Origin of the sequence: Arenibacter palladensis (genome assembly GCF_900129275.1) — a bacterium.
Lineage (GTDB): Bacteria > Bacteroidota > Bacteroidia > Flavobacteriales > Flavobacteriaceae > Arenibacter > Arenibacter palladensis.
The window spans coordinates 360,769-374,402 of record NZ_FQUX01000001.1; the positions used below are offsets into that span (position 1 = coordinate 360,769).

Sequence of the window (13,634 nt, forward strand, 5' to 3'; positions counted from 1 at the left end):
CGTTAGAATTATATACTAAAATAAGTAAGTTTTGTTAATATTCTCTAAAATAATTTAGAATATGATAAAATTTTGTAATGCAAATTCGCAATTCCTCAATTGAGCATATTTTTTTCAGCTTACCCTATTACTTCTTACATTTGCCTTTTCTTAGATGATATAAAAAATGTATAGAAGTCATAATTGCGGTGAATTGCGGGAAACCCATCAACAGACACAAGTAACCTTGTCAGGATGGGTACAAACAGTAAGAGACAAAGGTTTTGTTATATGGGCCGATCTTCGGGACCGATATGGAATTACCCAGCTCATTTTTGATGAGGAACGTTCTTCAAAGGAGATTATGGAAATCGCAAAATCCTTGGGCCGCGAATTTGTAATACAAGTCAAAGGAACCGTGATTGAAAGAGCTTCCAAAAACCCAAACATACCTACCGGCAATGTCGAAGTTCTGGTTTCTGAGATCAAAATCCTCAACAAATCCCTGGTTCCTCCTTTCACCATTGAAGACCAGACCGATGGTGGCGAAGATATCCGGATGAAATTCCGATATCTGGATATTCGAAGAAATCCTGTAAAAAACAACCTTATTTTTAGGCACAAAGTAGCCATTGAGGTTAGAAAATACCTTTCCGACCAAGGTTTTATTGAAGTTGAAACGCCTTATTTGATAAAGTCTACCCCGGAGGGCGCCCGAGATTTTGTGGTTCCAAGCAGAATGAACGAAGGCCAGTTTTATGCCTTGCCACAATCGCCCCAAACCTTTAAACAATTACTAATGGTGGGCGGAATGGACAAATACTTCCAGATCGTTAAATGCTTTAGGGACGAAGACCTTAGGGCGGACAGGCAACCGGAATTTACTCAAATCGACTGTGAAATGGCCTTTGTGGAACAAGAAGACATCCTAAACGTCTTTGAAGGCCTTACCAGACATTTGTTAAAAGAAATTAAAGGGGTCTCTATTGACAAGTTCCCTAGAATGACTTACGATGAGGCCATGAAAAAATATGGCAACGACAAACCGGATATCCGATTTGGGATGGAATTCGGCGAACTTAACCCCATTGCACAACATAAGGACTTTGGAATATTCAATGAGGCCGAATTGGTAGTAGGTATTGCCATACCTGGGGGAGTGGCCTATACCAGAAAAGAAATAGACGCGCTTGTAGACTGGGTACGCAGACCACAAATAGGGGCTAAAGGCATGGTCTATGCCAGATGTAACGAAGATGGTTCCTTTAAATCTTCGGTGGACAAATTTTATGATCAGGAAGATCTTGCAAAATGGGCAGAAGTCACAGGAGCGAAGGCGGGCGACTTAATCTGCGTCCTGTCCGGAGATGCCAACAAAACCCGCACACAGTTAAGTGCGCTTAGAATGGAAATTGCCCAACGTCTAGGATTACGTAAAAAGAATGAGTTTGCACCCCTTTGGGTAATAGATTTTCCATTGTTGGAGCTGGACGAGGAAACCGGGCATTACCATGCCATGCACCATCCGTTTACCTCACCAAAACCTGGACAATTGGAATTGCTGGATACCGATCCGGGAGCGGTAAAAGCCAATGCCTATGATTTAGTATTGAATGGAAATGAAATTGGAGGTGGTTCCATACGTATTCACGATAAGCAGATACAATCCACAATGTTTAGACATCTTGGCTTTAGCCCAGAGGAGGCCAAGGCTCAATTTGGATTTCTAATGGACGCCTTTCAATATGGGGCACCTCCACATGGTGGTTTGGCATTTGGCCTGGATAGGTTGGTGGCCATTTTAGGTGGACAGGAAACCATTCGTGACTTTATTGCTTTTCCAAAAAATAACAGTGGCCGCGATGTCATGATCGATGCCCCTGCCCCGATTGACGATTTACAGTTGAAGGAACTTCACCTAAAATTGGATTTATAATCATATCTTTAAAATCCTGCTAGTCCAGTAACTAGCGGGATTTTTTTCAATAGCATGACAGCACTAAAAAAATCTTGGCTTACCAACTTTTTGGTTTGGCGCGCAAAACATATTTCCCAAAGGCAATTTATTTACCTACTCAGCATTTTGGTAGGATTTACCTCGGGGATCGGTGCGGTTATCCTTAAAAATCTAACACATTTTTTTCAACATTTATTGGAAGGCAATTTGGTAAGGTATTATCACAACGCCTTTTATTTTGTCTTTCCCATCATTGGTCTAACCCTTGTTTATCTGATCATTAAATATGTTATCCGCAACAAAGTGAGCCATGGTATCCCATCTACCCTTTTCGCAATATCAAAAAAAAAGGGAATCATGCGGAAATATCAAATGTTCGGATCCATTCTTACTGCGCCCATTACTGTTGGTTTTGGAGGATCTGTTGGATTGGAGGGCCCTACTGTGGCCACTGGTGCAGCAATAAGTTCCAATATCTCAAGAATGTTCCACGTAAACCAGACCACAAGGAACTTACTTATTGGATGTGCGGCAGCAGGAGCAATGTCCTCCATATTTAAAGCCCCCATTGCGGCCATAATTTTTGCCATTGAGGTATTTAGCCTGGACCTTACCATTGCGTCCATGTTGCCCCTACTATTGGCATCACTTTCGGGAATCATTACTTCCTACTTTTTCTTTGGGAATGATATTCTTTTGCCTTTTAAGCTGGAAGATGACTTTATGATGTCAGACATACCCTTTTACATTGTCCTAGGCTTGTTTGCAGGCTTAACTTCCATATATTTCACAGAAGTCTATGAGCGGGTCCAAAAGCTATTCGACAAAATAGGTTCTCCCATAAAAAGGTTGCTTTATGGAGGTATTGCCATTGGAATATTGGTTTATTTGGTCCCTCCCCTATACGGTGAAGGTTTTGATGTCATCAACAACCTCATCAAAGGCAATCCCGAAAAGGTATTGGAAAACAACATTTTTCAATTGGACCTTTCCAATGTTTGGATGGTAATAGGCTTACTCGCCGGATTGGTATTTTTTAAAATTATAGCCTGTGCCCTTACTTTTGGTGCGGGGGGCGTTGGGGGCATCTTCGCCCCAACACTCTTTATGGGAAGCATAATGGGCAATTGTATTGCCAAGGCAATTAACAGTTTAGGAATCTTCCAAAACCAAATTTCTGAAAGCAATTTTACCCTTGTAGGCATGGCCGGCCTCATGGCAGGGGTACTTCACGCTCCACTTACAGCCATATTCCTTATTGCAGAGGTTACCGGAGGTTATGAATTGTTTATTCCGTTAATGGTAACCTCGGCTATCTCCTTTTCCATAACCAAATATGTACACCCACATTCTGTCTATAACATGGAACTGGGAAGAAAGGGCGAATTAATTACGCATGATAAGGATCATGCCGTTTTAACCTTGATGGATATAGACAAGGTTATTGAAGACAATTTTGTACCCATATATCCCGAGATGAACTTGGGGGACATTGTACACCAAGCGGTGGTAAAATCCAATAGAAATATTTTCCCGGTGATTGATAAGGAGGACAACACCCTTCTAGGGATTATTTTGTTGGATGACATTCGGCCCATTATGTTCGATCAGAAACTGTACAAGGATGTAATGGCGGCCGACATTATGAACACCCCCCCTGAAATTATTGAAATGGACAAGGATAAAATGACGGACATTATGGAGAAATTTCAAAACAGCGGCGCTTGGAACCTGCCCGTTATTAAGGATGAAAAGTATATTGGCTTTATCTCCAAATCCAAGCTCTTGACCGCATATAGAAGAAAATTAATAAATTTAACCTCCTAAAACCCAGGTTGGGAATGAAATATATTATTTCTTTAATTCTCTTAGCTTCCTTTGCTTCCATTATTTACGGCTTTAGCATTAATGAGGAAGATTTGGCCTTATCCAATAAGTGCATTGGTTTTGGTACCGTCGGAATATTTTTGATAGCCATGCCCCTCTTTCTTATCAAGGTGAGCAAAGGCAAAAAAATGAAGGATTATATGCTCACCGAGGAAAACATCAGAAAAATGCAGGGAAAGGAAATGGACCCCAAAGACAAGCAGTAATTTTGATATTTTTTTAAATTGGTTATGGCCATTTTGACCAAAAAAACATAAATTAGTAATCTAAACGATTATTATTTTAATTCAATTGGAATGACTGGAACAGTAAAATTTTTTAATGAATCCAAGGGATATGGCTTCATTACCAACGATGACACGGGTAAGGACATTTTTGTTCATGCTACTGCATTAAACGGAACTGAACTTAACGAAGGAGACAAAGTAGAATACCAGGAAGAAGAAGGGCGCAAGGGTATAGTTGCTGCAAAAGTGCAGGTAATCGGCTAATACTATTTTATTTTGAAAAAGTGTAAACCCTTGGCAACCCTAAGGGTTTTTTGTTTTTAACCAACCTATTGGTAACCTGCCTATTTTATCAATACCAGTACAAAGCCATCGGCCCCACTCCCCGAGGTAGTGATATTTTGATCTATAATGAGTTGTGATTTGGCAACATCGACCCCACCAATCTCCTTGTCATTTAATAACAAATAGTATTGGTCTTTCTCCTTTATAATGGAATAAGTATAGGTTCCAGATGGCAAGCCATTGTAAATTGCGCTGGACGCATCATTGTTGGTAACGGTCAATGACCCATCAGCGGCGTTGAATTTCCAAACAATTTTACCTTTTTCGAAGTCATCGTCAACCCCAGCGAATCCGCCACTAACATTTATCAGACTCCAAGTTCCATTAACTTTATCGTTTCCTTCATGTGTTAGGTCTGTGGAACATCCGTTAAAGGCCAAAATCAAAACCCAGAAGAACATTAATCCGCATATTTTCATAATAACCTAGATTGTTGAACTAAAAAGTAGATACAAAATCAGGCAATAAGTTGCGTTTTTGGTTGGCCCAAAAAGGTTCCTTTCTAATTTAAATTACGTTTCTGAATAAAAAAGCGCTTCAAAATGGCCGAAGCTTCCTCCTCCAATACTCCATTCACCAATTCGGTCTTGGGGTGTATTTTGGTACCCATGGTTACAAAACCCCTATCCATATCCTTTGCCGCGTAGACTATTTTGGAAATTTGGCTCCAGTATAGGGCTCCAGCGCACATTTGGCAGGGTTCCAAGGTAACATATAGGGTACAATTGTGAAGGTATTTCCCCCCCAGAAAATTAGCGGCCGAAGTTATGGCCTGCATTTCTGCATGTGCCGTAACATCGTTTAAACGTTCAGTTAAATTGTGTGCCCTGGCAATGATCCTATTCTCAACAACGATGACTGCCCCAACGGGCACCTCCCCAATCTCAAAGGCAGCTTCTGCCTCCTGTAAGGCCTTCTTCATAAAATAAGCATCATCGAACGGATTGATCATTTGAAACATTTTAAGGCACAATAGTAAACAATAATGGTGAAGGTTCAAAAAAAATACGATTTGTTTAAAATATCATGAAAAACAGCCAATCAAACACTTAAAAACATACCAACCCATGTTTAAATACATTAGTTTTGCGTAACATTTTTAGTATGCCCAAGGGAATTCTACAACATATTAACGACCCTAAGGATATTCGATCCTTGGAAATAGTCGATTTATTACAACTTGCCCAAGAATTAAGGGAGTTTATCATAGATATTGTTGCTACCAAAGAAGGACATTTAGGGGCTAGCCTGGGCGTAGTGGAGCTAACGATTGCTGTCCATTATGTATTCAACACCCCAAAAGACAAATTAATATGGGATGTGGGACATCAGGCCTACGGCCATAAAATATTAACTGGACGAAGGGAAATATTCAATTCCAATAGGCAATTGGGGGGGATAAGCGGATTTCCCAAACGCACGGAAAGCCCCTATGACGACTTTGGGACCGGACATAGTTCCACCTCCATTTCGGCAATTCTAGGAATGGCTTTGGCCTCCCAAATCAAGGGTTCGAAGAATTTACAGCACATAGCGGTCATTGGCGACGCTTCCATTGCAAGTGGTATGGCATTTGAAGGACTTAACCATGCCGGAGACACCAATGCCAACATACTGATTGTACTAAATGACAATGCCATAGGAATAGACCCTAGCGTAGGGGCCTTGAAAAAATACCTTACCAATGTTAAAAAAGGAACGGCCAAAGATGAGAACATATTCGAATGTTTAAATTTTAACTATTCCGGTCCCATGGATGGGCATGATCTGGTAGCCCTAATAAAGGAACTAAAGAGACTAAAGGACATTGAAGGACCAAAATTGCTACATATCATAACCACCAAGGGCAAGGGTCTCAAAAAGGCCGAGGAGAATCAAGTTGTTTATCACGCCCCTGGAAAATTTAATAAGGTAACAGGTGACCTTTGGCCCAAAACCTCTGAATTACAGCCTCCAAAATATCAGGATGTATTTGGGCATACCCTTGTGGAATTGGCCAAAAAGAATGAAAAAATAGTGGGCATAACTCCGGCCATGCCTACCGGAAGTTCCCTGAAATACATGATGGAACAACTCCCTGATAGGGCATTTGACGTGGGCATTGCGGAGCAACATGCAGTAACCATGGCTGGTGGAATGGCTGCAGAAGGCCTGGTCCCATTTTGTAATATCTACTCTACTTTTTTACAACGTGCCTATGACCAGATCATACATGATGTAGCATTACAGAATCTTCCCGTTATTTTCTGTTTGGATCGTGCGGGCATAGTTGGACAGGACGGTGCCACCCATCACGGAATATATGATATGGCATACCTAAGGTGTATTCCAAATCTTATTATTTTTGCACCCTTAAACGAAATTGAGCTCAGGGATATTATGTTTACGGCACAGCTAGGATTAGATCACCCCATAGCCATAAGATATCCCAGAGGAAGGGGCGTAACACTGGATTGGAAACAAAAATTTAATAAAATTCCGATAGGAATATCCCAAGAATTAAAAAAAGGAACGAAAATTGCGGTACTTTCGATCGGCCATATTGGGAATATGGTCACAGATTTACTAAAAAGCATGCACAATACGGACCAGATTGGCCATTACAATATGCGTTTTGTAAAACCTTTGGATACCGATATGCTGCAAAAAGTATTTTCGACCTATGAGTACATCATCACCATTGAAGACGGCTGTAAAATGGGGGGATTTGGAAGTGCAATTTTGGAATATGCCAATGAGATGCATAGTTTTGTCCCCATAAGGGTTTTTGGGATTGAAGATGTTTTTATAGAGCAGGGAACCATTGAAGAGCTCCATAAAATAGCTAAAATAGATATATCGACCTTAAAAAATTATATTAACAACCTCTTGAACACTGATTAGCATGTACGGTAAAATTTTCATTATTGTCCTTCTGTTCCTAAATTTTAATTTTTTATTCGCACAAGATACCATTCCCGCTCCACAACCCAGGGATTCCACCCAAGTAGATTCTATGCGCGTAGATTCCATGCGTATCGATACCATCGTAATACGGACCTTGCAGGACAAAATAAAGTACATTCCCCGAGGTGCGGACCTGACCAATCCGGTTGTTTCATTTAAACGTACCAAGCCACTGGAAGAAAAGTATAGACGTTTTAGAATTCCGTCATTTTGGGAAAAGGAGAACAAACTTGGATTTAATTTTAGTGAGGTAGCCTTTGTAAACTGGAATGCAGGGGGAAACAATTCCATTTCCGGATTGGCCAGCGCCAAGTTTGTCCGAAATTATAAATTTCGATACGTTCAACTCAACAATAATTTGGACATACGATACGGTCTAAATGCCCAAGAAGGCTTTAAATTAAGAAAATCGGACGATGCACTTCGGTTTTCCTCCACTTTTGCGTTCCGTAGGGATACCATAAGCAATTGGTACTATTCTGCCAGCGCGGAGTTTAGGACACAGTTCTCCAATGGTTACAAATACCCCGATAGGGATAAACCCATTTCCCGGTTTATGGCGCCTGGGTATGCCCTTTTAGGTGCTGGTACCTCCTATATTCCCGAAGGCAAAAAATTTAACCTTCGTTTAGCCCCCCTTACCTTCAAATCTACCTTTGTGCTGGACCAAACCTTGGCCAATAACGGCGCCTTTGGGGTACAAAGAGCACTGATAGATACCGATGGCAACATAATTAAAGAGGGCGAAAATGTTTATCTGGAGTTTGGTTTTTTGGTGTCCAACACTTGGGAAACCATGGTTTATGAAAATGTGAAATTAAATCACAGGCTGCAATTGTACTCGGATTACGTAAAGAATTTCGGAAACATAGATGTTGACTGGGAAGTAAACGTGGACCTGACCGTAAACAAATATGTAAAGGCGTCCATAGGTACCCATGTTCTATATGACCACGACATTATTTTCGACGAGGTAAAAGCTGCAGACGGTACCATTACAACCCCCGGAAAGCGAAAAGTACAATTTAAACAATTGCTGGGCGTTGGTCTGGTCTATGATTTCTAAAGCTGTTTTCCCATAATCTTATTATGGATATGAACCGCTGCACTATCCGATAAGCTGGCAACATAGCAGCAGGTACCCAAGAGTATGTCGTATGTAGAACCCGTGTTCGCCCTGTAAAGTTCGGGCAAGGTAGAAATCATTAGTCGGTCATAATTGGAGCTAGTCCCTTGCTTATTCCTGATCAATGCCGTGGCATACACATCCAAAATGTCCGAGATAATCCTATAGCCTGCTATTTCCTTTTCCAAAACCTCATGGGACCGGTAGACCTTCTGCACACTTAAGGTAATAATATCTTCTATCTGGGCCTTGAACTTGCTTTTATCCAATAAGGATACCGAAAATTCCCCATTGAGGATAGCTTCCTCATTTTCAATAAAAATTGCAATGGCATCAGAAATCAAGGTATTGATCGCCAAAGCCCTTAAATAGCTCAGACGATCTTCCATATAGACCAAATTATTATACTTCTTTATATTGATACTGTCCTTGACCAACTTTATTAAATATTCCAAGGCATAATCCTCCGATATAAGACCTAAATTGATTCCGTCCTCAAAATCGATAATGGTATAACAAATATCATCCGCAGCCTCTACCAGGAAGGTAAGTGGGTGTCTACAAAAACCAACGTCCTTGCCCTTTCCCCTCGATTCCAGTCCCAGTTCAGCGGCCACTTCCTGAAAAGAGGCCACATCCTGTTGAAAAAATCCAAATTTCTTGTCCGCAATATGTTTTGTCGGTTTTTTGGGCAGGGATTCCTTTGGGTACTTCATAAAGGCACCCAAGGTGGCATAACTAAGTCTTAATCCACCTTCAACACCCTGGCGGGATTCCGTTAATAATCTATATCCATTGGCATTACCTTCAAAATCTATGATGTCCTGATACTCTTTTTGCGTTAATGCCGCTTCAAATTGTTTGCCTTTGCCAGTTTTAAAGTATTCCCCTATGGCCTTCTCGCCACTATGCCCAAAAGGAGGGTTTCCAATATCATGTGCCAAGGCCGCGGCCGCAACAATGGCGCCAAAATCGTTGAAATGATAGCCGTGTACTTCACGCAAATGAGGATGTTTTTCCAAAATTTTCTTTCCAGCGATCCTTCCCAGACTTCTTCCTACCACCGAGACCTCCAAACTATGGGTAAGACGGGTATGCACAAAATCGGTTTTGGAAAGGGGTATTACCTGGGTCTTGTCCTGTAGGCTCCTAAATGCCGCGGAAAATATCACCCTGTCGTAATCCACTTCAAAACCCAATCGGGTTTCATCCTGTTCCTTTCTTATTCTTTTGTGGGTATCACCAAAACGTTTTAAGGAAAGAAGCTGTTCCCAATGCATAATTTATTTTTAGTGGCCGCAAGATACATTTTTAACAATTCAACACATAATAAAACCAGTTTCCACTTTAGACACCTCAAAACCTAGACCCCAATTTTAACGATTAATTAAACTTAAGATTACACTGGATTCAATCCATATCCCCATCTTAGCAATTGTCTTAAGACTAAGTTGGTTTCATTTTAAATATTAGTTTTTGTCGACTATATAATTGAAATCCAAAGCTACCTCTGGCCAAGGTAGCTTATTTTATTTAAAGTAATATTGTTACTAAATTAACACTAACTTAACATTTATGTTAGTTCTTTGTTCTCGACAAAAACTAATATATCATGAAAATGAATTTCTTGGCCCTAGGGCTAATGATGTGCTCATTTTTCACCTCTTTTTCTCAGGAAACCAATTCCCCCGAATTTGGCAAAGGTCTTTTTAATTTAATGGGTAAGGATAGCACCTGGAGCGCCAAAATTGCCGCTAGGATGCAACTTTTGAGTAGTACCACTTGGACAGAAAATTCCAATGGCAATTATACCGATCCCCATTTCAATGCACTGATTAGACGGGCCAGATTAAAATTTGATGGGTTTGTCTATTCCCCTAAACTTAGCTACAAACTTGAGTTGGGTTTATCCAATAGGGATATCTCCGGTAGCTCCAAATTCACAAGCGATGCTCCAAGATATATATTGGATGCGGTAATAATGTGGAATTTTTATCAAAATTTTGAACTATGGGCAGGCCAGACCAAACTCCCTGGCAACATAGAACGGGTTATATCCTCTGGAAACCTTCAATTGGTGGATCGGTCCTTATTAAATGGCCAGTTTACTTTGGACAGGGATATGGGCATACAGCTTAGGCATTACACCCACTTAACGGATACCTTTGTCATGCGGGAAATACTTTCCATTTCGCAAGGCGAAGGTAGAAACATCACCACAGGAAATCTAGGCGGACACCAATACAGCGGACGTTTGGAGTTACTTCCATTTGGCGAGTTCGAAGGGGGCGACGAATACAGTGGAGGCGATTTAAAAAGGGAAAAATCCCCTAAACTGATGTTGGCCGCTACCTACAACCTAAATCTTAACGCCGTCAAGACAAGGGGTAGTCAGGGGACTTATATGGAAACCGATTATGGTTTTCACCAAACAGACATTAATACCTTGTTCATCGATGCCGCTTTTAAATATAACGGATTCTCTTTTATGGGAGAATATGCCCATAGGGATGCCCAAGACCCATTTGCCAGAAATATCGATGGCTCCTTGACCGGAGAAGTGGTTCAGGTAGGCCACGGATTAAATCTGCAAGCCGGCTATCTTTTTAAGAGCAATTGGGAGGTATCCGGGAGGTATACCAATGTAAAATTGAACAAAAATATTACCGGTGAAAACCCAGAAAATCAATACACACTGGGACTTTCCAAATATATTGTAGGCCACAAATTGAAGGTGCAAACAGATATGAGCTATCTTTCCGTTAATAACGGCCCTGATGAATTAATGTATAGACTACAATTGGACGTACATTTTTAGTGAAAAATATAACCTTAAGATAACGTTACAAACCTAGAGACTTTAGATATTTGCAAACTATTTTTATAAGATAATGGACAATATATATTTATTAATGATCATTGCCCTTGCCTTCTTGGCAATAGCAGATTTAGTAGTTGGAGTTAGCAATGACGCCGTTAACTTTTTAAATTCCGCAATTGGCTCCAAGGCCATTTCGTTCAAGACCATTATGATCGTGGCCAGTTTGGGGATAGCCATAGGAGCCATTTTCTCCAGTGGTATGATGGAGGTGGCCCGAAAGGGGATCTTTCATCCGGGTGAGTTTATGTTCAGCGAGATCATGATCATCTTTATGGCCGTCATGATTACCGATATTCTTCTATTGGATTTCTTCAATACGGTAGGAATGCCTACCTCCACAACTGTATCCATAGTGTTTGAACTTTTGGGTGCCTCGGTAGCCATGTCCTTTATTAAAATTGCCTCAAGTGGCGGTGACTATATCGATATTTATAATTATATAAATACGTCAAAGGCCACTGAAATTATTTTGGGCATATTGCTTTCCGTTGTAATTGCCTTTTCCATAGGAGCCTTGGTGCAATATCTGTCCCGTATTCTACTTTCATTCGACTTTAGAAAAAAGGCTAAGATAATTGGAGCACTTTTCGGAGGTATCGCCCTGACAGCTATCACCTATTTCATCCTAATTAAAGGTTTGAAGGGCGCCACTTTTGTAAGTGACGACCTTATAGCATATATCCAGAGCAATACCTCCACGATTATCATTGGAAGCCTTGTGCTTTGGACCCTGGTATCCTATATTATTTCGGTATTATTAAAATACGACGTGTACAAACTTATTATTGTAGTAGGAACATTTGCCTTGGCACTTGCCTTTGCCGGGAACGACCTAGTTAACTTTATCGGGGTCCCCATCGCCGCTTGGCAGTCTTTTGAGGCTTGGCAGGCTTCAGGGATTCCTGCAACCGAATTTAGCATGACAGTTTTGGCCGAAAAGGTTCCTACCCCCACTATTTTGCTGTTTGTAGCAGGTATGGTCATGGTTCTTACCCTCTGGTTCTCCAAAAAGGCACGTTACGTTACCCAAACGGAAATTAACCTTTCCAGGGAAGGTGAATCCAAGGAACGCTTTCAGCCCAATTTCCTATCAAGGGGAATAGTAAGGTCGGCTATGATGCTGTCTACTGTTACCAATGCCCTTTTGCCAAAAGTCTTACAGGAAAAAATAGATTCCAATTTTAAAAAACCCGTTATACCCCTTTCTAAAGATAAAACTTTTGAAATGCCGGCCTTTGATATGGTAAGGGCTTCCGTTAACTTGATGGTTGCCGGGGTACTGATCTCTGTGGCCACCTCTTACAAATTGCCATTATCTACCACTTATGTAACATTTATGGTAGCCATGGGAACCTCTTTGGCCGATAGGGCATGGGGAGCAGAAAGTGCCGTTTACCGGGTTGCCGGGGTATTGAATGTCATTGGAGGATGGTTCTTTACAGCCATTATAGCCTTTGTCTCTGCCGCGGTTATAGTTTCCCTAATCAATATACATGTACCATCCATGGTGGCCATTCTATTATTGATAGCGGTTTTATTGCTAGTGAGGAACTACATATCACATAATAAAAAATCCAAGGAAATAAGGGCTGAAGACAGTTTAAGAAAGGCCGAAAGCAGCTCTATCCAAGGGGTGATAGAAGAAAGTGCGGACAATATCTCCAATGTGGCAAAAAGAAGTAATAAGATTTACACACATATTATCGACGGATTGGCCAAACAGGATTTGGAGCTTCTAAAAAAGAACAAAAAACAGGTTGTTAAACTTTCTGCGGAAATAGACGAACTAAGAGATCATATCTTCTATTTTATCAAGAATTTGGATGAGGCCAGTGTTGGCGCCAGTAACCTTTATATTAACATATTGGGGTATCTACAGGATATGGCCCAATCGTTGGAATATCTGAACAAGATAAGCCATAAGCACATCCACAATAACCATAAAAAATTAAAATACAACCAGATCAAAGAACTAAAGGAAATTGATCTGGAATTACAGAAATTGTTGAGTGCCACAAAGGCTGCATTTGAAACCCGTTCCTTTGAACGAATTGGTGTAATTTTTTCCAGCAAACAGGAACTATTGGATATGGTTTCACAAAAAATAGAAAAACAGATCGCTAGGACACGTACCGAAGAGTCCAGTCCAAAAAATACTACTTTGTACTTTACCTTTCTTTTGGAAACAAAAGATTTTATTAATGCTACAATGAATCTTTTGGAGCTTTATTACAGTGAGCACGATAGTACGGTGGAACCTGCCAAGTTGGAAATGCAATAGGGCAC

11 protein-coding genes are annotated in these 13,634 nt (G+C 40.7%); 8 read left to right on the forward strand and 3 right to left on the reverse strand.

The window, feature by feature from the left end; genetic code table 11:
• Positions 1-166 precede the first annotated feature (166 nt).
• The 4 genes from aspS to BUA60_RS01350 all read left to right on the forward strand — a co-directional run bounded on the left by aspS (position 167) and on the right by BUA60_RS01350 (position 4,314).
• Positions 167-1,915, forward strand: a complete 1,749-nt coding sequence (aspS, locus tag BUA60_RS01335; RefSeq protein ID WP_072859949.1) for an aspartate--tRNA ligase — start codon at positions 167-169, stop codon at positions 1,913-1,915.
• Between the two features lie 54 nt (positions 1,916-1,969).
• Positions 1,970-3,763 carry a chloride channel protein gene (locus tag BUA60_RS01340; RefSeq protein ID WP_084532449.1) on the forward strand — a complete coding sequence of 598 codons (1,794 nt, stop codon included), beginning with the start codon at positions 1,970-1,972 and terminating at the stop codon, positions 3,761-3,763.
• A gap of 14 nt (positions 3,764-3,777) precedes the next feature.
• Entirely contained in the window at positions 3,778-4,029 is a 252-nt protein-coding gene (locus BUA60_RS01345; protein WP_072859951.1) for a hypothetical protein, read from the forward strand.
• A 90-nt stretch (positions 4,030-4,119) separates the two neighbouring features.
• Positions 4,120-4,314: a cold-shock protein gene (locus BUA60_RS01350; RefSeq protein ID WP_031441862.1), complete on the forward strand. Its 195-nt coding sequence runs from the start codon at positions 4,120-4,122 to the stop codon at positions 4,312-4,314.
• Positions 4,315-4,394: 80 nt separating this feature from the next.
• Here the strand turns inward: BUA60_RS01350 and BUA60_RS01355 are convergent, their stop codons facing one another.
• Positions 4,395-4,814: a hypothetical protein gene (locus BUA60_RS01355; RefSeq protein ID WP_072859952.1), complete on the reverse strand. Its 420-nt coding sequence runs from the start codon at positions 4,812-4,814 to the stop codon at positions 4,395-4,397.
• Positions 4,815-4,897: 83 nt separating this feature from the next.
• On the reverse strand, positions 4,898-5,347 hold the full coding sequence (locus BUA60_RS01360) for a nucleoside deaminase (RefSeq protein WP_072860803.1): 450 nt from the start codon (positions 5,345-5,347) through the stop codon (positions 4,898-4,900).
• Between the two features lie 152 nt (positions 5,348-5,499).
• On the opposite strand from BUA60_RS01360, the gene BUA60_RS01365 reads away from it, so the two are divergent.
• A complete protein-coding gene (locus tag BUA60_RS01365; RefSeq protein ID WP_072859953.1) occupies positions 5,500-7,278 on the forward strand; it encodes a 1-deoxy-D-xylulose-5-phosphate synthase in 1,779 nt (592 codons plus the stop codon).
• Position 7,279: 1 nt separating this feature from the next.
• Positions 7,280-8,407, forward strand: a complete 1,128-nt coding sequence (locus BUA60_RS01370) for a DUF3078 domain-containing protein (protein WP_072859954.1) — start codon at positions 7,280-7,282, stop codon at positions 8,405-8,407.
• On the opposite strand, the gene dgt is transcribed toward BUA60_RS01370, so the two are convergent.
• Entirely contained in the window at positions 8,404-9,747 is a 1,344-nt protein-coding gene (gene dgt / locus BUA60_RS01375; protein WP_072859955.1) for a dGTP triphosphohydrolase, read from the reverse strand. The genes BUA60_RS01370 and dgt overlap by 4 nt on opposite strands.
• Before the next feature lie 332 nt (positions 9,748-10,079).
• Between dgt and BUA60_RS01380 the strand changes: the two genes are divergently transcribed.
• Both BUA60_RS01380 and BUA60_RS01385 read left to right on the forward strand, forming a co-directional pair.
• Positions 10,080-11,285, forward strand: coding sequence for a porin (locus BUA60_RS01380; RefSeq protein ID WP_072859956.1), 1,206 nt, complete (start codon positions 10,080-10,082; stop codon positions 11,283-11,285).
• A 73-nt stretch (positions 11,286-11,358) separates the two neighbouring features.
• The gene (locus BUA60_RS01385) at positions 11,359-13,629 is read left to right on the forward strand and encodes an inorganic phosphate transporter (protein ID WP_072859957.1); all 2,271 of its coding nucleotides are present in this window, start codon (positions 11,359-11,361) and stop codon (positions 13,627-13,629) included.
• The last annotated feature ends 5 nt before the right edge of the window (positions 13,630-13,634 follow it).

Coding starts and splice junctions, on each gene's coding strand:
- aspS (WP_072859949.1), top strand. CDS start 167: ATGTATAGAAGTCATAATTGCGGTGAATTGCGGGAAACCCATCAACAG.
- BUA60_RS01340 (WP_084532449.1), top strand. CDS start 1,970: ATGACAGCACTAAAAAAATCTTGGCTTACCAACTTTTTGGTTTGGCGC.
- BUA60_RS01345 (WP_072859951.1), top strand. CDS start 3,778: ATGAAATATATTATTTCTTTAATTCTCTTAGCTTCCTTTGCTTCCATT.
- BUA60_RS01350 (WP_031441862.1), top strand. CDS start 4,120: ATGACTGGAACAGTAAAATTTTTTAATGAATCCAAGGGATATGGCTTC.
- BUA60_RS01355 (WP_072859952.1), bottom strand. CDS start 4,814: ATGAAAATATGCGGATTAATGTTCTTCTGGGTTTTGATTTTGGCCTTT.
- BUA60_RS01360 (WP_072860803.1), bottom strand. CDS start 5,347: ATGATCAATCCGTTCGATGATGCTTATTTTATGAAGAAGGCCTTACAG.
- BUA60_RS01365 (WP_072859953.1), top strand. CDS start 5,500: ATGCCCAAGGGAATTCTACAACATATTAACGACCCTAAGGATATTCGA.
- BUA60_RS01370 (WP_072859954.1), top strand. CDS start 7,280: ATGTACGGTAAAATTTTCATTATTGTCCTTCTGTTCCTAAATTTTAAT.
- dgt (WP_072859955.1), bottom strand. CDS start 9,747: ATGCATTGGGAACAGCTTCTTTCCTTAAAACGTTTTGGTGATACCCAC.
- BUA60_RS01380 (WP_072859956.1), top strand. CDS start 10,080: ATGAAAATGAATTTCTTGGCCCTAGGGCTAATGATGTGCTCATTTTTC.
- BUA60_RS01385 (WP_072859957.1), top strand. CDS start 11,359: ATGGACAATATATATTTATTAATGATCATTGCCCTTGCCTTCTTGGCA.